Here is a 23340-nt window from a genome sequence, read left to right as displayed (position 1 = left end):
TGTCTAGCTCCAGCGCCTAGCCCCTCGATGGTCTACAGCCCATCTGTCCAAAAGGTTAAAAAGCAACCTTTCGGCCGGCTCGTCTTATGCTTGTCGGGGCTGATCAAGGCGCTTGCGCCTTTCTTAATTACCGATAATTACTCGAAGTACGTTGGGATGCTGTTTAAAGGTTTTTGTTCCTGCCCCATAGCCAATTGAAGAAATTTTCATTGAAGGGATGGGCCCGAATTCTTCAGCGAGTACAGCAATAATGGCCGCTCCAGTTGGTGTGGTTAACTCTGCCCTTATGTCTGACTCCTCAATTGGAACTCCTTTTAGAATTTCTAGTGTTGCAGGAGCTGGAACAGGATAAACTCCATGGTCAATATGGATTCTTCCCGTTCCCACTGGGATAGGGGATGACTTTATTGTATCAACGTTTAATTGATGAATTAATATCGCTGCGCCTATAATATCGATAATGGAATCAATAGCACCTACTTCATGGAAATGAACCTTTTCTAAAGGAATCCCGTGGATATGTCCTTCCGCTTCCCCGATTCTTTTAAATATCTTTAGAGCCGTTTCTTTGACCTGAATAGAAAATTCAGCTGCTTCAATTAACTCTACAATATCTTTATATGCACGATGTGTATGGTGATGGTGATCATGGTGTTCATGAGCATGGGTATGTTTATGTTCGTGATCATGGCTGTGCTCATGTTCGTGATCATGACTGTGCTCATGTTCGTGATCATGGCTGTGCTCATGTTCGTGATCATGGCTGTGCTCATGTTCGTGATCATGGCTGTGCTCATGTTCGTGATCATGGCTGTGCTCGTGGTGATTATGATGCTGAATAGTGCTATTTAGTAAAATCACATCAAATTTCGTACTGGTGATTCCATTCTTAACAATTCTTTTCCATTTCAAATCATATTCATCTTCTATTTGCAGCTTCTTCAATTCTGCCACTAAAAGATTCGGGTCTGCTCCTGCATCGATTAGCGCACCGAGGACCATATCCCCGCTTATTCCTGAAAAACAATCAAAGTATAGTGTCTTCATTTTTTACGGTTTCCCCTTTTTGTGCAAGTTGGTGAATTAAGACTGCATTGTAGCCGCCGCCAAAGCCATTATCAATATTGACAACACTTATTCCTGAAGCACATGAGTTTAGCATCGTTAGCAGGGCCGATAACCCATGAAAATTTGCTCCGTAACCAATGCTTGTTGGTACTGCAATTACTGGATGTGAGACAAGACCGCCAACTACACTTGGAAGGGCTCCTTCCATTCCTGCAACCACAACGGATACAGTTGCTTGTTGAATTTCCTCAGCATGGTTCAATAGACGATGTATTCCTGCAACTCCTACATCATAAATGCGATGAACATTGCTGCCTAAAACTTCTGCAGTAACCGCCGCTTCCTCGGCCACCCTTAAATCCGAGGTACCTGCGGCTATTACAGCAATGTATCCTTGTTTTTTTTTTATTGGCCCCGTTTCATCTTTCCAAAAAAGAATATGTGCTGTTTCATTATAAGTAAGTTCAGGATAAGTCTGCAGGATAACTTCTGCCTTTTCTTTAGAAACTCTTGTGACAAGGATTTCGTTATTCCGTGCCCTTAAAGCTTGAACAATCGAGATGATTTGATCAGCTGTTTTTCCTTCGCCATAAATGACCTCAGCAAAGCCTTGACGTTTCTTACGATGATGGTCCACTTTAGCAAAGCCTAAATTTTCAAAGGTCGCTAATCTTTCTTTAGCCTCTGTAATACTAAGGGATCCTGTTTGAACTTGTTTTAATATCTCATCAAGCATAAGCTTCCCCCTAAATTTCCTATCTAAAATACTTTTTCATATCTTTAGCCAATTCGATGTAATTCTGATAAATCCTCTTATAGATTTCACTAGTATCCTTATTTGGTAAGGTCGCTTTCCCCATCGGTATATTCTTTTTAATATCTTCAAAAGATTCTACTTTATGAATCGCGACAAGGGCTGTCCATGCAGCGCCCCAGGCAGCACTGTGGTGGCTTTCCGAAACATAAATCTCTGCTTCAAAAATATCCGCCATCATTTGCAGCCATAATGGAGATCTGGCTAAACCGCCATTAACAAAAATCTTTTGCGGCTCTCCTGCTAACCTTTCCAAGGTTTTTCCTATTTGATAGAGATTAAAAGTAATCCCTTCTAGCACGGCTCGAATAAAATGTTCTTTTTTATGAGTTATGGAAACTCCATAGAAATTCCCTTTTGCCCGTTGGTTCCAGATAGGAGCTCGCTCACCATTTAGATAAGGAAGAAAGAGAATTCCATCTGCCCCCGGCGCAGCCTTTTTTGCATCGGCTAGAAAATCTGTAAAACTTCGATCGTCTTCTAAAAGGTCCTTTAGCCATTGCAAGACTACTCCACCATTGTTAGTTGGGCCGCCAATTATAGAGGTGTCCTCTGTAAAGGAATAACAGAAAGTTTCTTGATTTTCACTAATCCTTACTCCTTTTGTAAGCTGCCTGATAGCACCACTTGTACCTACAGATACAGCCACTTCTCCAGGTAGAATGGCTCCTATGCCAAGATTTGCCAATTGGCCGTCTGCAGCGCCAACAACAAAGGGCATTTGCGGGTTTATTCCCATTTCTTCAGCCTTTGCTTGATTAATGCCTGTTAGGGTTTTCGTAGGAGGAACAATTTCTGAAAGCTGCTTTTCTTTTATACCAGCAAGTTCTAATAATTCTTGTTCCCATTTATGTGTTTCCGGGTTGAATAATCCTGTTGCTGATGCCATGGAATAGTCAATCACCCTTTTACCAAACCAGCATTGCAGTAAGTATTCCTTAATGGACATAAAGTATTGGGCTATTTTGTAAGGTTCATATTCTGTTTCTTTCATCCAGACTAGCTTAACAAAAGGTGTCATCGGGTGAATCGGAGTTCCGGTTTGGGAATAAACCTTATCTCCCCTTGTGTTTATTATCTTTTCAGCTTGTTCATAACTCCTGCCATCCGCCCAAATGAGTGCTGGAGAAATAGGTGTTCCTTCTTCATCGATACAAACTAATGAGTGCATAGCAGCAGAAAAACCTATTGTAACTAACTCATTTCTGTCGATGGCTGCTTTTTCTATGACTTCTCTAATTGCTAGGATTGCAGATTGTTCAATTTCAATAGGGTCTTGCTCCACCCAGCCTTGATGAGGATAAAAGGATGTGTTCAATTTCTCTACATCGGCTACTAATTTTCCGTTTAAAGTAAACACACACGCTTTTACACTTGTTGTTCCAATATCAAGCCCGATTACAAATTCACTTGACATAAATTTCATCTTCCTTTATTTATAATCATCCATTTTTTAAGAGAAAAGGCTTTGGATTCTTCCAAAGCCTTTTCTCTTTTACTCTTATCATAACCCGAGGCAAATACTATTTAGATAGAACTTTGTTCATACTTCCGCTCTGATAACCAACTAAGTCTAGGGTAATGTATTTGTATCCAAAGTCTTGAAGTTGTTTAACTATTTGTACATGCTGATTTAAAATAATAGCCATATCGCTTGGTTCTACCTCTATCCTTGCAATATCCTGGTGTGTTCTTACCCGTACTTGGCGAATTTGAAGTGATCTTAGATAATCCTCAGCCTTTTCAACCTTGGTTAATTTCTCTTTTGTAATAAACTCACCATAGGCTATTCTTGAAGAAAGACAGGCTAAAGATGGTTTATTCCAGGTTGGCAAATTAAATGCTTTGGAAAGTTCTCTAATTTCTTCTTTATAGAGGTCCGCTTCTTGCAGCGGACCCCGAATCCCCTTTTCTTTAGCTGCCTTCATGCCAGGGCGAAATTCATTCATATCGTCAGCGATGACACCATAAATCACATTTTGAAACCCCTTTTCATCCATCACAGGGATTAAGTGATCGAATAAACTGCTCTTACAAAAATAGCATCGATTTTTATTATTCTCTGCATATCCTGGGATTGCTAGTTCCGATGTTTCGATGACTTGGTGTTTAGCACCAATTTTTTCTGCTAGTTTCTTTGCCTCTTCCAATTCACTTGAGGGATAGCTTTCAGAGTCTGCTGTAACCGCAAGTACCTGCTCAGTACCTAATGTTTCAACCGCAGCTTTTAACAAAAACGTACTATCTACCCCTCCTGAAAATGCAACAACAACTGATTTCATCTCACGGAGAATGGATTGTAATTTTTTATACTTCTCTGTCAGCATTTCCCCAACTCCCCCAATTTTCTATTGATGACGATCATCTTTAACATATTTAGAAAACAGCCATTTTATGTGAACTCTAAACTAAATGGTCATGCTTCCAAATCCGCCATCTACTCTTATCAAAGCACCGGTCACAAAGCTCGAAGCTTTCTCTGATGCAAGCCAAACTGTTGCACCTTGAAGTTCCTCCGCTTCCCCAAAACGGTTCATTGGTGTATGTCTCATAATATTTTCAATTCTTTCTGCATCTAATATTTTTCGATTTTGCTCGGCTGGGAAAAATCCAGGAATAATGGCATTTACGCGAATCCCATTTGGTGCAAACTCACGAGCTAAATATTGGGTCACACTATTAAGGCCTGCTTTTGATACAGAATACGTAAATACCCGAGAAAGCGGTGTGGTTGAAGATACAGAGGAAATATTAATAATACTTCCCTTTCTATCCTGTTCAATCATCCTTTTCGCAAAGATTTGACAAGCTAACACAATTCCTTTAAGGTTAATTTCCATAATTTTATCATACTCATCCATTTCAAGTTCAAGAAATGGTGTTGAACTATTCGTTCCCGGTGCATTTAAGAGAATATCACAACCGCCTGACCATTGGTCAATTTCATCTGCTACTTTCATTAAGGAGTCACGAGAACTAACATCTGCTTGAAACGCCTTTGCTTCTCCGCCATTTGCGGTAATTTCCTTAACAACAGCTTCAGCCTTTTCTAAATTACGGCCCACAATGGCTACTCTTGCTCCATGTTCCGCTAATCCTTTTGCCATTGCTGATCCTAATACACCATTTCCCCCGATTGCAACTGCTGTTTTCCCTGTTAAATCAAATAAATTTGCCATTCTTTATCTCTCCTCTTCTTTAAAATAAATTTCCTTTATCATCAAATTGGAATTCATATAAATCTGAAATTTGCTCCATATTCGGATGCTGCGCAATGTATGGAAGTAAAGGCTCAGAGACTTCAATCTGACTAAGCTCTAATGTATTTTTGATCCTTACTAATTTAACTTTTGTAAAATCTAAGATATTGCAGGTTTTAACGGCTGCCTGAATCGCCATTTTATCATTTGGCAAGGTGGTAGCAATTTTTGTAGGTGCACAAACGGTTGAAGTCAAACCATTCGCATAAGTGCCTTCTTTATCCATCTTATCTACCAGCCGCTGGGTAGTAAAATCTGCTGTCCCTACTCCATTCGCATTTCCCTCTGATTGAACGGTTATGTCAAGCACGACCATTTTGTTTACATCAGGTCCGCCAGATGCATACGGAGTCGGATAGCGCCCGGTAATGTTGGGATCCATGCCATCCCCGCTAATATTTTTACCAATCTCATCAATCAAAAGGACATCCAGCTGGTCAAAGAAAAGCTTCGGCAATAACTCCTTGGCTTGCTTTTGCAGCGCAGGTTCTTTTTCCAAAACTTCCTCAGGAGTAAGTACTTCGAGCACTGCCACTTTATCAAAGGCATTTTCGACTGTTGCTACTCCAAACAGGAATGGTGTTTTTTCCATAATCACCTTTGCCATTGCCGGCACATTTTCAGCCATATATTTAAAGCCCATTTGGTGACATGCTTCCGCACCTTTTTGCTTCCCTAGACCAATACTAATCATCTTCATAATTCCGCTTTCGACCGGTCCTCGGAAGGCTGTATGTGGTTTTACCCGATTAATGACCACAATTCCATCTGCTTTTGACGCAAACTTATCAACATAGATTGGTAAACCGTTAGGCAATTCCCCAACTTTTACAACCTCCATCGATGAGCGGATTTCACATCCTACAGTAGCTTCTGTTACGCCAAGATGTGCTAATACCTCACGTTGTCCCTCGGCCGTTGCACCGCCGTGGCTACCCATACTAGGAACGATGAATGGTTTAGCACCCAGCTCCTTTAGGAATTGCACCGTTACCGCTGTTAATTCTACGAGCCGGTCAAGCCCCCTGCTCCCAACAGCAATGGCAATTTCCATCCCAGGCTGAATTTTTTCTTGAATATGTACCCGGTTTAATTTCAACTTTAAATCTTGCCCAAGTTCGTCAATCTTATTGTTTTCAAACTTTACTTTCACTTTAGCCATTTTGGGTACCGGAATATCCTTTAATAGTTCTTGAAGAATTCCCATAGTTTAAATCACTCCTTTGTTTAATTTAAGTTTACCTCTTTGTAATCTATTCAATGTATGAACAGGGAGCATGAGTTCTTAATTGTAATCCCTTTCAAATTGACCTTTTTTTAAATATTCTTGGATCTCTCAATTAATTTGTTTACCAAACAAACTAATTACCTGTATAATATATCATTATGGCTTTCATACGTCAATAAATAAATATGTGATATTTTCTTTTAAAAAGACAAGGAGGTTTTTTATGCTCACTGGTGATGCATCACTAATCAAAAAAATGAATAGATCGTTAATCTTAAGTACAATTATTGAGCATAAATCAATTTCGAGGGCAGAGATCGCTAAAGTTACCGGACTTAATAAAGCAACTATTTCTGTCCAGGTTTCAGAGCTATTGGATCATGCATTTATAGTCGAATCACAATTAGAACACAAAAGTCTAGGCAGAAGACCGATTATGTTATCAATTAACGAAAAAGCCGGTTTCGCCTTGGGAATTGATCTTGATAAGACTACGATTACCTTTACTCTGGCTGATCTGGGTGGTTGTCCCGTTCACACGGATGTTATCGACCTGCCAGTCTCTAATTACGAAGTCATTTTTGATATACTAAGCCAGCAGATTAAAGATTACCAATCCAAATGTGAACAAACTCATTACGGCCTTATTGGAGTCGTCATTGGAATTCATGGAATTGTGGATACCAATGAAATAATTTATTTTGTTCCTCAACATGGATGGAAAAACAAAAACTTAAAAAAAGATCTAGAAAATGAACTTGGCATCTATATTTACATTGAAAATAATGCAAATTTATGTTCATTTGCGGAAAGGGTCTACAAACACCATCATAGTAACAACTTACTATCTGTAAGCCTATATTCTGGTATTGGACTTGGATTTATGATAAATGGTGAATTGTTAAAGGGCTATCATGGATATGCAGGAGAAATTGGCCATATAATTATTGTGCCTAATGGTGTGCCTTGCAGCTGCGGAAATTCAGGCTGTTGGGAACAGTATGCCTCAGAAAATAGCCTTACCCGTCGTGTATGCCAAGACCAACAAATACTTGATTTTAGTTTCGAGGATATCCTGATTGGATTAAAAGAGCAAGAACCAACAATTCTTAAAGAAATGGAGCATTTTATAGAATATCTTGCCATCGGATTAAATAATCTTATTAATCTGTATAACCCAGAAATTTTGGTCGTGAATAGTGAATTGCTTCGTTTGTATCCTAATGCTGCTGAAGAACTTAAAGCCCAGCTTACTTCTACTATAAGTCATTACTCTGAGCTGTTAGTATCTGAGTTCGGAAAAAAAGCGTGTATCATGGGAGCATGTGCATTAGGAATTCAAAAGTTTTTAGGGGTTTCTGAGCTTAGTTTAACTTTATAAGGATCACTCAATTAGCCCTTGTCACTGAGGGCCTTTTTTAATTAACGTCCACTGGTTTATGTCTAAAACTCTATCCAAAGAAAAGTGCCAGACACCTTGTGCCTGACACCTGCCTTTTTTATACCTGATTGAATTTAAAACCAATCTCCATAACCTAACTCTCTTAAATAGTCCCCTGAATCTTTTAACGTATCAAATGGATCGCGGCCATAAGTATCATCTTGCTCAATTAGGAAATATTGTACACCGCTTTCAATACCAGCTTCTATTATACCCTTTATGTCTAAGTTACCTTGACCAAGTTCCGCAAACTCGATTATATTTGTGAACTTTTGCATGAACTTAGACATATCTTTAAAATCTTCTTCACTTACATTCATATTTCCAATTCGATAATCTTTTAAGTGGATTAATGAGACTCGTCCTGCAAATCTATTAATTACATTAATCGGATTCTCGCCACCTCGTTGAACCCAGTGAACATCTAATTCGAAGCCCAGTTTAGAAGTGTTGTCTTTCATAATGTCCAATAAACATTTTCCATCATATTTCTCAAATTCAATATGGTGGTTATGATAATATAATTCTATTCCATGCCCCGCTAGTCTTTCTGCCATCGCTTCTGCATTTCTAATATACTCCATAACTTGGTCCTTATGACCCATTAATTGGATCGGCATCATGCCAATTCGGATAAAATTGCAATCTAAAAGCCTGCAATCATTCACAATTTTATCAAAGTTCTTTGTCAATGATTCACCTGGCATGCCTGGCATGGTATCTAAAGGAGCTGAAATGGAAGCGATTTTGATCCCAAAATCAACACTAGCTCTTCTTAATTCAGCTACATTTTCTTCAGTCATTTGAATTTGAGTTACCTCGACATAATGATAGCCAAGCTCACTTAACTTTCTTAATGTTTCATATGCACCTAGCTCCACGATTTTTTCTTTAAGGTTAAACATTTGAACGCCAATTTTAGCTGTTTGCATACTGTAATTCCTCCATTTTTATTATCCTTTTTTCTTCTGAGGATTGGCGAATTGCGTCAATCATTTTAATCGATGTAAGGGCATCTTTAACCTTTACATAATTCTGAGAGTTGTTTATTATTGCGGTATAAAATTGATTAATTAGTTTAATATGGCTTGCCCCGTAATAGAATTTTGTCCCTGGCATCTTTGCATCTTCAATCAATTTTTCTTTCTTTCCTTCTTCATTGATCTTTGTTAAAACACTATCTTTGATGTTGAATTTTCCTTTTTCAAAGGATACCTCTAGCTCGACACTTGAATTTTCTGCATTGGCATTTGTGGCAAAAAATAATCCCTTTGCGCCATTTTTAAATTGAATATGAGCTGAAGCTGTATCTTCAACCTCAATCCCATAATCCAATAATTGATCGATGGACCCTCTAATCGAATCAATCTCACCACCAAGCAGCTGCATTAAATCGATTGTATGGAGGGCTTGGTTAATCATCACTCCACCGCCGGCAAGCTCCATTTTTCCCCGCCAAGGTTTTACATCGTAATATTCTTTTGGTCGATACCAAGTAACTAATCCTTTTATCCCGATCATCTTGCCCAATTGACCGCTAGCAATAATTTCTTGCAGCAATTCAAAGGACTCATTGCAGCGATTTTGAAAGCAGACACAAATTTTAGTCTGATGCATATCCTCTAGCTTCGCTAAAGTCAAACCTTCTTTTGTATTTAAAGACAAGGGCTTTTCCTGAAAAACATGAACACCATTTTCAACACAGACTTTTGTTACTGGATAATGAAGATAGTGCGGCAAACATACATGCACACAATCCAATGATTCTCTTTTTAGCATTTCTTGATAGTCAGTATAGAAGTTTACATCAGGTACGGTATTCCTTAATGATTCATCAAGATCACATACTGCCGCTAACTCGGCATTAGGGTTTGCTTGTATAGCTGGAATATGAATTTTTGATATATCGCCAAGTCCTATTACTCCTATTTTGAGCATCAGCTATTCCCCTTTAAAATGAACTCGGAGAGGAAACAAGACTCCCCGGGTTCGTTTAGATTTATAGATTAATAAAATTGATTATTTAATTGGATTCTCTTTTTCTTCTTCCACTTTTTTACTCAACTCTGCAAAGTATAACTCCTCATCAATTGGAAGTTCTACTTCTTTACCTAACCAGCTCGATAGGTGGATTGCATTTGCCAGGGCAACGCCATTGATTCCGTCACTGCCAGGTGCAAGTAGTGGAGTTCCTTCCACAATATTCGCTGCAAAGTTTTCCATTACAGCAATATGCTGACCGCCCCAAACACTTTCAAATTCAATTACTTCTTCTGTATATATTTCAGATAAGCCCTGACCCATGAAAATCTTTGTTACATCTGCCCAGCTCATTGTTGCGCTCATTTCAGATTCAGATTTTTTTAGACGTTTAACGGTTATTTTTTTGCTATCATCAACAACAATTTTTCCTTTATCTCCTAAAATTTCAAAGCGGTCAGTTCCCACAATATCGTGCGTACACGTAATAAATACTCCTGTTGCGCCATTACCATAGTCTAAGATTGTCGTTACTTCATCTTCTACAGCGATATTTCTTTGGTAGCCGTATTTTACATTAGAATAGACCTTTTTAGGCATACCACAAATCCACTGAAGCAAATCAATTTGGTGTGGTGCCTGATTGACAAGGACACCGCCGCCTTCACCGCCCCATGTTGCTCTCCATGCGCTTTGGTCATAATAGCCTTGTGGTCTCCACCAAGTCGTAATGATCCAGTTTGTACGGCGAATTTGGCCAATTTCACCATTATCAATAATCTCTTTCACCTTTTGATAGAGTGGATTTGTCCGTTGATTAAACATAATTCCAAAGGTTAATTCTGGTTTTGTTGCAGCAAATTCATTTAATTCTCTTACTTGTTTTGTATAAACACCTGCTGGTTTTTCTACCAATGCATGGATATCTCTTTTTAGTGCTTCAATTCCCATTTCAGGGTGAAGGTAATGTGGAACACAAGTTACTACAGCGTCAACTTTACCGCTTTCAAGCATATCGATATAATTATCATAAAATGGAACTTCAGGATATTTTTCTGCTGCCAATTCCTTTTTGGCTGGGTCATTGTCACAGATTGCCCCAAGAACCATGTTTTTTACTTTTCCATCTGCTAGAAATCCTGCGTAAGCCCCACCTTGTGCTCCTAAGCCAATAATTCCTAATCTAACATTTGCCATTTTATTTTTCCCCGCTTTCTATTTTTTCAAGAATATTTAATAGTGACTCATATTGAAGTTTGTATCCACCTGCACCATCAAGGCCTTTGTTATCTTTAATAATCTCTGCAGCATCTTCCAGTTCCAAGTCCTTTAAAGAATCAAAGCGAACAAGATGAGGTTCAAGGGTTAGGAAGCCTTTGTAACCGCTTTGAATTGCTTGTGCCAAAATTTCAGGTATTTTACCTTCTCCCGTACCGCAGACCACGTTTTGACTATCTGTTGTGACAGCGTCTTTGATGTGTATATAGACGATTTCATCTTTTAATAAATCGAAGCACTCCTGGGTATCCTCACCACATTGAACAAAGTTAGCAAAATCAAAGATAGCCTTAAAATGGTCAGAGCCAACCTCTTTTAAAATCTCATGACAGCGTCTAGCAATGTCCCCATAAATGTCCTTTTCATTTTCGTGTAATAAGATAACACCAAATTTTTCTGCAATAGCTGCAAACTCTTTTATTTTGCCAATTACTTCATCTCTGTAGTTGTCAGCTTCTTCACCTTTTGGAATATAAAAGCTAAAAATACGGATGTATTTACAATCTAATAAGTTAGCAATCTGGCAAAGTGTATCTAACATGGTCTTTTGTTTGGCAAATCCCTCTTCATCATTGATGAACACCTTACCGATTGGCGATCCAATCGAAGAAACACCAATCCCTGCTCTTTGAAGCCGTGGCTGGACACTTTCTCTTATCCCTTCCACAGTAAAATCACCAATATTTTTTCCATCTACGCCCCGTAAGGATATATAACGCATCCCTAATTTTGCTACCACTTCAAGCTGTGTATCAAAATCAGAAGAGATTTCATCCGAAAAACCGGAAATCAATAAATCATTATCCATTTTCCCTATTCCTCCTTCTATAACGCGGATTTTTTACTTTAGTTTTTCCTTCCGGTATTGTGACGGTGTTTTACCCATTTTTTCTTTAAAATAACGACTAAAATGAGCGACGCTCTCAAATCCAGCTGACTGCGAGACCTCTGTTAGAGTGAGATTGGGTTCCATCTCCAATAGATACTTCACCTGGTTGAGACGGCACCCCATTACATATTCCATTACCGTAAAACCTGTAACTTCCTTAAAGACATGTGAGGTATAATACTTACTGAGATTTAATTCTGCCGCTATACGCTCCAAACTAACCTTTTCGACATAGTGTGCATTAATCCAGGATGCAATTGACTCAGCATGAGCTTCCTTATCCGTCTTTTTGCTCGGTATTTGAGATAATTCCTTCTGACTCATCTTATAGATTCTTAACAATAATTGAATTAACTCAAGTTTGACCTCGGCTTCTAATAGCTCATTTTTCTTACCAGTCCTTTGCAGGTCTACATCAATTAGTTCCAACGAAGCTGCTATTTCCTTAATCTTTCCATCAACAATTTGCCCTGATTCATCATAACCTGTTCGTAGTAAGCAATTGTTAAGTTTTTTAAAGGGATCTAATAAATTAGGGATTCCAAGAGTACCCAACAATTCACGGAGCCAAGTAGGTGAAAAATGAAGCATACTTCTTGTGTAGGTGCTGCCTATACCTGGATTTGGTTTATGCAATGTCATCCCATCCAACAATATAATATCACCAGGCTGTAATTCATAAATTCGATTGTTAATTAAGTACTTACAATCTCCTGAATGAAAAAAATAAATCTCATATTCCTGGTGTGAGTGAAAATTAAATGTGTTGTCTAAACCTTGTACCCGATAAAAAGCAGTTATCCATTCATCCATTACTTTTCTTCTATAAGTAGATGAACTCAACTTATCCATTAGTTCCACGCCCCTATAAGTAAGCGTTAACAACTGATTTGTCAACGAACCATACTTTTATTTTATTGCACCCTGTAGTAAAAATCATTCTCTAAAAATGCTCAAAAATCCCTCTTTTTTGTCTTATATTGCTTTTTATAAAAAAATTCCAGTCAAAAACAAAACGTACAAAAAAAGAGACCAACCAACCCTTATGGGCCAGTTTAGTCTCTATAAATCACTTTAACAAAGGAAGTATTTACTCCATCCAGTTTGTATGGAAGACGCCTTCTTTATCAACACGTTGATACGTGTGAGCACCAAAGTAGTCACGCTGAGCTTGCAAAAGATTTGCAGGAAGTGTTTCAGTGCGGTAGCTGTCATAGTAAGCAATTGCACTTGCAAATGATGGTACAGGAATCCCACGCTCAATCGCCACTGCAATTACTTGACGTAACGCCTGTTGATAGTTCTCCACAATGTCCTTGAAGTATGGATCTAATAAAAGGTTCGCTAGTTCCGAATCACGATCGTATGCATCTTTGATCTTTTGTAAGAATTGAGCACGGATGATACAGCCTCCGCGGAAAATCATCGCAATATCCCCGTAACGAAGGTTCCAGTCATATTCTTCAGATGCAACACGCATTTGGGCGAAACCTTGAGCATACGAGCAAATTTTACTCATGTACAAAGCTTTGCGAACAGCTTCAATTAATTCTTCTTTGCTTCCCTCAAATGGCTTAACCTCTGGTCCAGTTAATACTTTACTCGCTTTTACACGCTCTTCTTTCATTGCGGAAATAAAGCGAGCGAATACTGATTCTGTGATAATTGGAAGTGGCACTCCTAAATCTAGGGCATTTTGGCTTGTCCACTTACCAGTACCTTTTTGGCCTGCAGTATCTAGGATTACATCTACCATTGGTTTACCTGTGTCTTCGTCTACCTTTGTAAAGATATCTGCAGTAATTTCGATTAAGTAGCTATCTAATTCGCCTTTATTCCAGTCAGAAAATACGTTATGAAGTTCTTCCGCATTTAAGCCTAGAACATTTTTCAAAATGAAATACGCTTCAGAGATTAATTGCATATCTCCATACTCAATCCCATTATGAACCATTTTCACATAATGACCAGCACCGTTTGGTCCGATATAGGTGCAGCATGGATCGCCCCCAACCTTAGCTGATATAGCCTCTAAAATAGGCTGGACTAGCTCGTATGCTTCTTTATTCCCACCAGGCATAATAGAAGGACCTTTAAGTGCCCCTTCTTCTCCTCCGGAAACACCTGTACCAATAAAATGGAAGCCAGCATTCGCTAATTCCTTGTTACGTCTAATTGTATCTTGGAAGAATGTGTTTCCTCCATCAATTAGGATATCGCCTTCTTCAAGGTATGGTTTTAAAGAATCAATTGTTGCATCAGTAGCGGTACCAGCTTTAACCATTAATAAAATTTTGCGTGGCTTTTCTAAGGAATTCACAAATTCCTCTACTGTATGAGCACCAACAAAGTTTTTTCCTTCAGCTTCATTCTTTAAGAATGCTTCTGTTTTATCGTATGAGCGGTTAAAAACAGCAACTGAATATCCACGACTTTCAATATTTAAGGCCAAGTTCTTTCCCATTACTGCTAAACCAATTACACCAATTTGTTGTTTTGACATACTATCCCTCTTTCGTTGTTATTCTTTATAGATAACCATATTCTTTCCTTTATGACAATAAAAAAGTGCTTATTTTTTTATAATTTAAAATAATAATCAAAATAATGAAAATCCGTCAGCACACTTAGCGTTCCAAAAAGAAGCGTTCAGCATTATCATAGCAAATATTCCGAACCATTTTCTCCATGTGATTCATATCATTTGGTGCTAACCCTTTTTCCACCCAATCTCCAAGGATATTACATAAAATTCTACGGAAATAGTCATGACGTGCATATGAAAGGAAACTGCGAGAATCTGTCAGCATACCAATAAAATGGCTTAGTACACCCACATTTGCAAAATCTTTCATTTGTCTTTCCATACCATCGATATGGTCAACAAACCACCAGCCAGAACCTAATTGGACCTTTCCAGGAACACCTTCTTCATAGAAATTCCCCATCATTCCCGCTAACACGACATTATCTTTTTGGTTCAAGTTAAATAAAACAGTTCTTGGAAGTGCCTTTTCTTGGTCAAGGGCATCAAGGAATCGAGATAAGCCCTCCGCCATATTAGCTTCTCCAACTGAATCAAATCCTACATCTGTTCCAAGCAGATCTTTCATTCTTGTGTTATTGTTCCGCATGGCTCCCATGTGAAGCTGCATAACCCACTTCTTTTCTGCATACATTTTTCCAAGTTCCTTTAAGAGGAAAATACGATAAGCAGTCAATTCTTTATTTGAAAGTTGTTCACCGCTTACACGTTTATTAAAAATGGCTTCAGCCTCTTGCTTAGTTGTTTCTACGTACTCCATTTTTTGAATATCATGGTCAGAGGCACGGCCCCCATTTTCATGAAAATACTCAACTCGTTGTTTCATTGCTGCTAAAAACCCATCTAAGGAATCTATTTTAATACCTGAAACATTTGCCAATTTTTCAAGCCAGCTTGTAAAAGTTGGACGTTCAATAAAAAGCGCACCATCCGGACGGAATGTTGGAGCAATCATTGTGTTAAAAGTTTCATCATTTTGCAATAGTTGATGGTATTCTAAAGCAGAAATTGGATCATCAGTTGTTCCGATAAACTTTACGTTTGATCTCTCAATTAGCCCTCTTGCACTGAAGTCAGGCTTCTGTAATTTTTCATTACATTCTTCCCAAATTTCACGAGCTGTTTCTGGACTTAATACCTTATCAATTCCGAAGAATATTTTTAATTCTAAGTGAGTCCAATGATAAACAGGGTTGCCAATTAAATGCGGAACCGTTTCTGCCCACTTTTCAAACTTTTCCCAATCAGTGGCATCACCTGTAATGTAGCGCTCGCCAATGCCATGCATCCGCATAGTTCTCCACTTATAATGGTCTCCACCCAGCCAAATCTGAGTTATATTTTCATATGACTTGTTTTCCCATACTTCTTTTGGATCCAAGTGACAATGGAAATCAAATATAGGTGCCTCAGCTGCGGCTTTATCATAAAGCTTAATCGCCGTCTTTGTATCTAGCAAAAAGTGCTGATCCATAAAATTTTTCATTGAAATTCTCTCCTTTTACTTTAAATTCATATCATTAGCTTACCCACTGTAAACCCTTACAGAATTGTTAATATATCTTTTTTTAAAAACTAAAGTTCATCAACTTCTTTAATTTGTTTAATAAACAAATTAATTACATAGATAATTTAACACGTTTAATATGTTTAGTCAATTAACTATTTAGTAATTAATTGAATTATAACAGTCATTTGTTAAAAAGAACTGATATAATAGGAATATACACAAAAGGAAATGCCCGAAATGGAGGATATAAATGGTTACCGGTGATGCGGCATACATAAAGAAAATTAATCGCTCTCTCATTATTAGAGAAATTGTTAAAGAAGGCATGATATCAAGAGCCGATCTATCCAAAGCCACTAACCTGACGAGAGCCACCATCTCAGCCCAGGTAGCAGATCTATTAGAAGAAGGTCTCATTATAGAGACCCATCTTGAGCATTATACAGTTGGAAGAAAACCGATTATGCTTTCGTTGAATGGACATGCTGGCTATGCACTTGGAATTGATCTTGATTATGGAGAAATTTCATTTACAATATCAGATCTTCTTGGTTGTCCAATCTCATCAAATAGTGTCAAAATAAATACTACAGACTATAAAGACATTCTTCTGCTGCTGGTTGAACAAATCAAAAGTTTCAAAGCTGATTTTAATGAAAGCCGCTATGGGATTGTTGGAATAGTTATCGCGATCCATGGTTTGGTATCAAAAGAAGAGATCATTCACTATGTTCCGCGGCTGAAATGGCATGAAATGAATTTAAAAAGTGATTTAGAAAAAGAAATCGGTATCCCGATTCATCTTGAAAACAATGCCAATCTCAGCTCTTTTGCAGAGCGTGTATTTCTACATCATGAAACAGACAATTTATTATGTACAACCCTTTATTCAGGAATCGGTCTTGGCATGATGATGAATAATGATTTTTTTCGTGGTCACGAAGGGTATGCAGGAGAAATTGGTCATATGATTGTCGTTCCTGGAGGTAAGCCGTGTAATTGCGGAAATAAAGGATGCTGGGAAAAATATGCATCAGAATCAAGTATTTTTGAATATCTGTCCGAAAAAAGACAGATTGAGAAATTGACTTATGAACAAATTCAAGAATGGCTAAATGAAAGCGATGAAGAAGTACTTGATGTAATGGAGCAATTTATTTTCTATTTATCAATTGGTTTGAATAATATGATTAACATGTATAACCCAGATGTAATTGTGCTTGATAGTAAACTTCTGCGTATGTATCCAGATTCTCTCAAGAAAATAAGAGAAAATCTGAACTCATCTATCAGCCATTACCGTGAATTGAGGATCTCATCAATTGGCAGGAAATCAAGCATTCTTGGAGCCTGCGCCCTTGCGATCAAGCAATTTCTTGATGTTCCCATGTTAAATTTACCTTTTCATTTGAAAACAGATAAAGATGGAAGCGCAACCATTTAAGGGGATTCTTCGAGAAAAACCCCCTTCCGCTATTGCTGGAAGGGGGTTTTTCATGTCAATTAAGCGCTTAAACTATCATTAGTTTTTGGTTTATTTTTTAGTTCATCAATAATCTTTATATAAAGATCCTCTGTTAAATTATAAACAAGAATTAAAATTACTGCTGCAATTAAGTTTAGTCCGGCTGGAACGAGGAACATTAACCCTTTGATTCCAAGGAGTGTTCCGACAGTTTGCTCTGCATTTGGAACATATCCGATTAACCCAAGGGCAACGCCTGGAATAAAACCAGCTAGTGCCTGTGCTAACTTACGGAAAAAACTGTAACTTGAGTATACAATCCCTTCTGTCCGTTGTCCTGTTTTCCATTCGTGATAGTCGACTGCATCTGCCACCATAACCCATGGTAACCCCATCGCGAAGCTTAGACCCAGGCTTCCTATTGAAAGTAATGTAAGGAAAGCTGGTACACTTGCTGGTAAAAGAAAGTTCAAGGCATCTGCGACAATTCCAATTAAAAGACCCATGATGAATGTATTCTTTTTTCCTAATCTTTTAACAAGTGCTGGAATAAAAAACGAACCAATGACAGCGATTCCAATACTAGTAAAAGAAAGCAATGTCATAAGACCTGTATTCTTTAAATTATACTGCAAGTAATATAACTGAACAGCCGTACGCAGGTTACTTGCTGCTACCATAAATAAGCAAACAAAACAAAGAGCAATAAGCGGTCTGTTACTAAGCAATAATTTAAAAAGTTTTGACATCGGAACTTTTTCTTTCTCTACTTTAGGCTCCCTGATTACATTTTCATTTGTATTACGGTAGCAAATATAATGGAAGATAACCCCTATTAATGCCATAGTACCAATTCCCACGGTATATCCTAATTTTTGGTTTGGAAAATATAAAACAATTGGGATTACGACCATCCCAGAAATGAGCATTGCAAATTGGCTGCCAATGGCTCTAAAAGATCCAAGAGAGGCACGATCAACAGAATCTTGGGTCATAGAAGCCGCGAGTGATCCGTAAGGAATATTCACAATCGAATAGGCCAACCCAAATGCCATATAAGTAACAAACGCAAATACAATTTTTCCGGTGCCTGAAAAGTCAGGTGCCATGAAAGAGATGACTGTCATAATGGCAAGTGGGATTGATCCAAATAAGATGAACGGCCGGAACTTACCTCTTTTACCTATCTTCCGTTTATCCACAAAGGCACCGACAGTAGAATCTGCAAACGCATCAAAAATTTTCGAAACTAAAAATACTAGTCCTCCCCAATAAGCCGAAATTCCTAACACATCGGTATAAAACTTGAGCAAATAAATTTGCCCCATATCAAACATAAATCCATTACCGACGTCACCTAAACCGTATGAAACTTTCTCTTTTAAGGTTAATTTCTTTGAGCCACTATTATCCATTGTGTTCATCTTCCCCTCATGTGAAGTAATTTACTCTTACCTGTAACCCTTTACAAAACTACCAATAATAGAAGGCAGATTTTTTAAGGAAAACGGTTTAATTAATTTGTTTATTGAACTAACTAATTGGCTGCATAGTTAGAATAACACCACTCTTTATAATTCGTCAATACCAATTTGGAAGCGTTTATCAACATTTTTTTCATTCTAGTAGTTTATTGATTTAATCTAAAGATCATTAATAATGATAAACAAAAAAAGATAGCTAAAGGATCTTAGCTATCTCCATGATGATCTATGAATTAATTTTTGCCTTTTCTCTTTTCAGCTAAATCAATGGTAAGTTGTGCTGTACGCTTTTTGTTTAATGGATATAGGAATACAATAATTAGGAACACCACAGCTAGTGTAATTGCGGGTACTAGCGTTCCAAGTGTATGAATCCCCTGAAGTGTTTCAGCTGATTGTGCTTTTAGTGTTGCATTATAACCCACTGCTCCAATGGCTGCACCACCCAATCCGCCTGCAACTGCCTGACCAATTTTACGGGCCATTGAGTAGATAGAGTAAACGGTTCCATCTTCACGTAAACCAGTTAAATACTCGTGATAATCAATAACGTCTGTAACGAAAGCCCAAATAACAAGATTGAAGATACCATAACCAAACATAGCGACTGTTAAGATTCCGATAAATTGTGTTCCCGTTAAATTTGGAAGGAAATATAAAACACCATATACAAGAGCAGCAAGTAATAGACCGCCTGAAGCCACTTCTTTCTTACCAAACTTCGCAACTAACGGTTTCACCATTGGCATACCAACAAATACAGCTACGGATTGAAGAAGACCAACCATACTTAATGCTTTAGCATTTCCAAAGTAATCTTTAAATAAGTAAACGTTTACAGCACCAATTAACATGAAGCAAATCATGAACAATAAGGAAGCAAGAAGGAACCAGATTAATGGTCTGTTTTTAACAAGACCCTTCATAGTTTGTCCTAAGTTCATCTTTGGTTTAGTGGTTTCATCCATGACAATACGTTCAATCGATAATTTATAACAAGCAATATAACAAGCGAGTGCAAGTATACCGAAAATAACCGCACCTAGTAAGAAGTGATTAGCATCTGCTTTATTGTTTACAAACAAAATAAGAGGACCAACAACGTTAATAATTAAACCTGCTAAATTTGCACCTAATGTTCTCCAGCTTGATAGAGCTGTACGTTCAACGGGATCACCTGTAATTACGGAAGCCATTGATCCATAAGGAATATTTACTGTACTATACAATGTTCCCCATAAAATATACGTTACATATGCATACGCAAGATAAAATCCATCTGACATACCAGGAATGTGAACAAACATTAACACACCAACAATAACTAGTGGAAATGCCATTCTAAAAATCCATGGCCTAAACTTTCCATTTTTCCCTGCTTTTCTTGTATCAATAAAGCGTCCCCACGAAATATCTGCTACTGCATCCCACAAACGTGCAAAAAAGAATAATCCGCCGACTACAGCCGGATTCAAATGGTAAACATCTGTATAGTAAACCATTAAGAAAGATGCTACAAGAATAAAGAAGAAATCATTACCCCAGTCACCAAACATATAACCCAGTTTATCTTTCATACCAAACTTTCTGAATTCAGCAGTTGGATTTGTCTCTACTTTTTGTGCCGATTGACCCATTTTTTTCCCCTCCATAATCTTCTTAAGTGTTTGAGTTTGTGAGTTTGGAAACCTTTTCAAAAATACTTAAATAAAAAATATAAATTGCATCTCGAGATTCCATTAATTAGTTTATTGAACTAACTAATTAGTGTACCCTTATCTTATCATCCGCTATATAGGGAGTCAACAACTTTTTGTAAGCGTTTGTATAATAAATTTTGCCAATCTTTAAATGTCTTTTCAGGTTCCCAAACATCTCCATGTCACTTAATATTCATGAAGTTCACCAATTGTTCAATATTGACGAACTGTATTTTTTCTATAATTGGAGTAATAAGTATTATTAACTATGAAGGTTGGGACTTAATATGAAAAAATTACTATATGTTACTGCAAACCCAAAAGGTTTAGAGAAATCAAAAGGGCTAAAAATTGGGGAAGCATTTCTAGAAGTATTTAAGGAAGAATGTCCGGATGTTGAGATTAACAGAATAGATTTGTTTACGTTTGAATTTCCACAAATGGATGCAGATTTGGTTTCGGCTAGAGGAAAGTTAGCAGGTTATGGATATACACTTGATCAACTTTTAGAATCGGAACGAGAAAAAATTTCAAAGATGCATGCTCTTGCCGATGAGTTTATTACGTATGACTATTATGTATTTGTTTCCCCTATGTGGAATTTGAATTCACCTGCAATATTAAAGGCTTATATTGATAATTTATTTATTTCTGGAAAAACTTTTGTTCATACTGCTTATGGCCCTAAAGGTCTCTTATCTAATAAGAAGGCGATTCATATTCAAACAAGAGGCGGCCAGTATACCGGAACACCAATGCAGGAATTGGAGTCGGGGGATCGATACTTAAAAATTGCTCTCCGCTTCTTAGGAATGGAAGTAAGTGATACTATTGTGGCCGAAGGTTTTGATTTAAATCCGCAAAGAGTACCTGAACTACTGGAACAAGGTAAAAGAAATGCACGAATAGCAGCAAAAGTATTTTCGAAAGAATTGGTTCAAGTTTAGTACAGAGTTAAGATAGCTTCCTTTTTGAAGGAAGCTTTTTTATTTCACTTTGTTTTCCTAACTGCTTTGTTAAAAATATCAAAATTATAGTATAATTGGAATGCTTTGTCATTATTCGACAAAAATATGGTACCATAACATTTACTTTTATTCTATTTCAGGAGAAATTACATGCTCAAAGATTTCGTCTCAAATGCAGCACTCTTAATTGCTTCTTTTTCTTTAATGGGTGTGTTATTTAAAGACAAGCCATTATATCCAACCTCACCCTTATCCTCTAAGCTTTATTGGGGGATATGTTTTGGAATTCTTGGAAATGTTTTAATGTCGTTTTCTATACAGGTTAGTCCGAACATTTATGCAGATTTACGCCACTTGGCGATAGTGATTTCAGGAGCGTTCGGCGGGTATATTCCGGCAATTATTGCAGCCATACTAATCGCTATCGGAAGAATTATACTATTTGGTTTCAACAGTTCTGCTATTCTTCCTGCCAGTGGGGCATTTTTAACAGGAATTGTTTGCGGCTTTATTTCAGCCTTAAATATTCATCGCACCGCAAAAGCTTTTATAATGAATCTATGCGGTTTAGTGATCATATCAATTATCTTCATGATCCGTATTGATAATTCAGAAATCCTTAGAAATGTGTTAACCATGCATAATCTTATCTCATTGGCAGGCGGTTTGTTTGGATATCATTTTTTTGTATTTGTCGTCGATTCCAATGAGACTCAAAGTCAATTAAAACATAGCCTTATCAGGGTAAAAGAAACCGAAGAACGCTTTCGTTTACTTGCAGAGTATTCCAGTGACATGATTACCATGCACAATGATCAATCAGAATATATTTACATATCACCAGCAGTAAGAGAGGTCATTCAATTTGAATATCCCGAGCTTTTAGGAAAAAGATTGGAGACCTTTATTCATCCTGACGATGTTGAACGAACAAATAACATGTTCGAGAGAGCACTGCAAAGAGGTTCAGCCGAATCTACTTATCGCTACCGTTCCAAGTTTGGTGACTACGTTTGGATAGAATCAACTTTAAAAAGTGTTCCTTATCAAGAAGAAGGCGAGAAAAAAGTCATCATCGTTTCAAGAAATATTACAAAAAGAAAACTAACTGAACAAAAGCTCCAAGAAGCAAATGAACTGCTAAACCGTTTATCCTATATGGATGGGTTAACAGGAATCGCTAATCGCCGTTTTTTCGATGAAACCCTTCTTAGCGAATGGTCTAATGCACTAGACCAACATGCACCAATTACGTTAGTTATGTTTGATATAGATTACTTTAAAAAATACAATGATTCATATGGTCATTTAAAAGGAGACTGGTGTTTACAGACGATTGCTCAAGCAGTTAATCAGTTGTTTCCAGAACATTCACGAGATGCATTTTGTCGATATGGCGGTGAAGAATTTGCACTGATTTTGCCTTCTACAGACAGAGAGAAGGGGTTGCAAGCAGCACAGCAGCTTAAAGATACGGTTCATTCACTCAAAGTACCTCATAAAAGTTCTGAAATAGCGGATATTATTACTTTAAGCATTGGAATTGCCACCATGTATCCTACCAAATCAATCCTTCCCGATTCATTAATTAAAGAAGCTGATTCTGCTTTATACCTTTCTAAAACACGAGGCAGAAATACCATTTCTATAAACGAAAAACCCGGAAGGATTCCAACGTGAATCGCTTCCAGGTTTATTTTTTTATATTAA

19 protein-coding genes are annotated in these 23340 nt (G+C 37.6%); 4 read left to right on the top strand and 15 right to left on the bottom strand.

The genetic code is table 11. The features are described 5' to 3' along the window. Window positions 1-123: 123 nt before the first annotated feature. From AAHB15_RS00230 to AAHB15_RS00205, 6 genes are all read right to left on the bottom strand, one after another. Window positions 124-1047, bottom strand: coding sequence for a LarC family nickel insertion protein (locus AAHB15_RS00230; protein ID WP_342041525.1), 924 nt, complete (start codon window positions 1045-1047; stop codon window positions 124-126). Further along, a complete protein-coding gene (gene larB, locus AAHB15_RS00225; RefSeq protein WP_335574032.1) occupies window positions 1028-1804 on the bottom strand; it encodes a nickel pincer cofactor biosynthesis protein LarB in 777 nt (258 codons plus the stop codon). The genes AAHB15_RS00230 and larB overlap by 20 nt, the downstream gene beginning before the upstream one ends. 19 nt (window positions 1805-1823) lie before the next feature. Then, the gene (locus AAHB15_RS00220; RefSeq protein WP_335574033.1) at window positions 1824-3299 is read right to left on the bottom strand and encodes a gluconokinase; all 1476 of its coding nucleotides are present in this window, start codon (window positions 3297-3299) and stop codon (window positions 1824-1826) included. 106 nt (window positions 3300-3405) lie between these two features. Beyond that, complete coding sequence (gene larE / locus AAHB15_RS00215; RefSeq protein WP_335574034.1) at window positions 3406-4209, bottom strand: ATP-dependent sacrificial sulfur transferase LarE; 804 nt, start codon at window positions 4207-4209, stop codon at window positions 3406-3408. 81 nt (window positions 4210-4290) lie between these two features. After that, a complete protein-coding gene (locus AAHB15_RS00210; protein WP_335574035.1) occupies window positions 4291-5061 on the bottom strand; it encodes an SDR family oxidoreductase in 771 nt (256 codons plus the stop codon). 19 nt (window positions 5062-5080) lie between these two features. Then, window positions 5081-6349 (bottom strand): lactate racemase domain-containing protein, encoded by a 1269-nt coding sequence (locus AAHB15_RS00205; RefSeq protein ID WP_342041524.1) that lies wholly within the window; start codon window positions 6347-6349, stop codon window positions 5081-5083. Between the two features lie 244 nt (window positions 6350-6593). Between AAHB15_RS00205 and AAHB15_RS00200 the strand changes: the two genes are divergently transcribed. Further along, window positions 6594-7751, top strand: a complete 1158-nt coding sequence (locus AAHB15_RS00200; RefSeq protein ID WP_342041523.1) for an ROK family transcriptional regulator — start codon at window positions 6594-6596, stop codon at window positions 7749-7751. A 134-nt stretch (window positions 7752-7885) separates the two neighbouring features. Here the strand turns inward: AAHB15_RS00200 and AAHB15_RS00195 are convergent, their stop codons facing one another. The 7 genes from AAHB15_RS00195 to uxaC all read right to left on the bottom strand — a co-directional run bounded on the left by AAHB15_RS00195 (window position 7886) and on the right by uxaC (window position 15989). Continuing rightward, window positions 7886-8743 (bottom strand): sugar phosphate isomerase/epimerase family protein, encoded by an 858-nt coding sequence (locus AAHB15_RS00195; protein ID WP_335574038.1) that lies wholly within the window; start codon window positions 8741-8743, stop codon window positions 7886-7888. After that, complete coding sequence (locus tag AAHB15_RS00190; protein WP_335574039.1) at window positions 8730-9749, bottom strand: Gfo/Idh/MocA family protein; 1020 nt, start codon at window positions 9747-9749, stop codon at window positions 8730-8732. Before AAHB15_RS00190 ends, AAHB15_RS00195 begins: the two co-directional genes overlap by 14 nt. Before the next feature lie 81 nt (window positions 9750-9830). Beyond that, a complete protein-coding gene (locus AAHB15_RS00185; protein WP_335574040.1) occupies window positions 9831-10988 on the bottom strand; it encodes a Gfo/Idh/MocA family protein in 1158 nt (385 codons plus the stop codon). 1 nt (window position 10989) lies between these two features. Beyond that, window positions 10990-11877, bottom strand: coding sequence for a sugar phosphate isomerase/epimerase family protein (locus AAHB15_RS00180; RefSeq protein WP_335574041.1), 888 nt, complete (start codon window positions 11875-11877; stop codon window positions 10990-10992). A 33-nt stretch (window positions 11878-11910) separates the two neighbouring features. After that, complete coding sequence (locus AAHB15_RS00175) at window positions 11911-12810, bottom strand: AraC family transcriptional regulator (protein ID WP_342041522.1); 900 nt, start codon at window positions 12808-12810, stop codon at window positions 11911-11913. Between the two features lie 238 nt (window positions 12811-13048). Beyond that, window positions 13049-14461, bottom strand: a complete 1413-nt coding sequence (gene gndA, locus AAHB15_RS00170; RefSeq protein ID WP_144568406.1) for an NADP-dependent phosphogluconate dehydrogenase — start codon at window positions 14459-14461, stop codon at window positions 13049-13051. A 124-nt stretch (window positions 14462-14585) separates the two neighbouring features. Further along, window positions 14586-15989: a glucuronate isomerase gene (gene uxaC, locus AAHB15_RS00165; RefSeq protein WP_342041521.1), complete on the bottom strand. Its 1404-nt coding sequence runs from the start codon at window positions 15987-15989 to the stop codon at window positions 14586-14588. A 274-nt stretch (window positions 15990-16263) separates the two neighbouring features. Here uxaC and AAHB15_RS00160 point away from each other — a divergent pair, with 274 nt between their 5' ends. Beyond that, complete coding sequence (locus tag AAHB15_RS00160; RefSeq protein ID WP_335574044.1) at window positions 16264-17457, top strand: ROK family transcriptional regulator; 1194 nt, start codon at window positions 16264-16266, stop codon at window positions 17455-17457. 59 nt (window positions 17458-17516) lie between these two features. Here the strand turns inward: AAHB15_RS00160 and AAHB15_RS00155 are convergent, their stop codons facing one another. Then, a complete protein-coding gene (locus AAHB15_RS00155; RefSeq protein WP_342041520.1) occupies window positions 17517-18902 on the bottom strand; it encodes a glycoside-pentoside-hexuronide (GPH):cation symporter in 1386 nt (461 codons plus the stop codon). A 293-nt stretch (window positions 18903-19195) separates the two neighbouring features. Then, a complete protein-coding gene (locus AAHB15_RS00150; protein WP_335574046.1) occupies window positions 19196-20599 on the bottom strand; it encodes an MFS transporter in 1404 nt (467 codons plus the stop codon). A gap of 350 nt (window positions 20600-20949) precedes the next feature. Between AAHB15_RS00150 and AAHB15_RS00145 the strand changes: the two genes are divergently transcribed. Both AAHB15_RS00145 and AAHB15_RS00140 read left to right on the top strand, forming a co-directional pair. Further along, window positions 20950-21609, top strand: a complete 660-nt coding sequence (locus AAHB15_RS00145; protein ID WP_335574047.1) for an FMN-dependent NADH-azoreductase — start codon at window positions 20950-20952, stop codon at window positions 21607-21609. Window positions 21610-21780: 171 nt separating this feature from the next. Then, window positions 21781-23310 carry a diguanylate cyclase domain-containing protein gene (locus AAHB15_RS00140; RefSeq protein WP_342041519.1) on the top strand — a complete coding sequence of 510 codons (1530 nt, stop codon included), beginning with the start codon at window positions 21781-21783 and terminating at the stop codon, window positions 23308-23310. Window positions 23311-23340 lie beyond the last annotated feature (30 nt).

Origin of the sequence: Bacillus sp. OTU2372 (assembly GCF_038440275.1) — a bacterium.
In the GTDB taxonomy this organism is placed as follows: Bacteria; Bacillota; Bacilli; order Bacillales; family Cytobacillaceae; genus Neobacillus; species Neobacillus bataviensis_B.
Note: the sequence above shows the minus strand (reverse complement) of the source record. Positions and strands in the feature narration are given on the sequence as shown.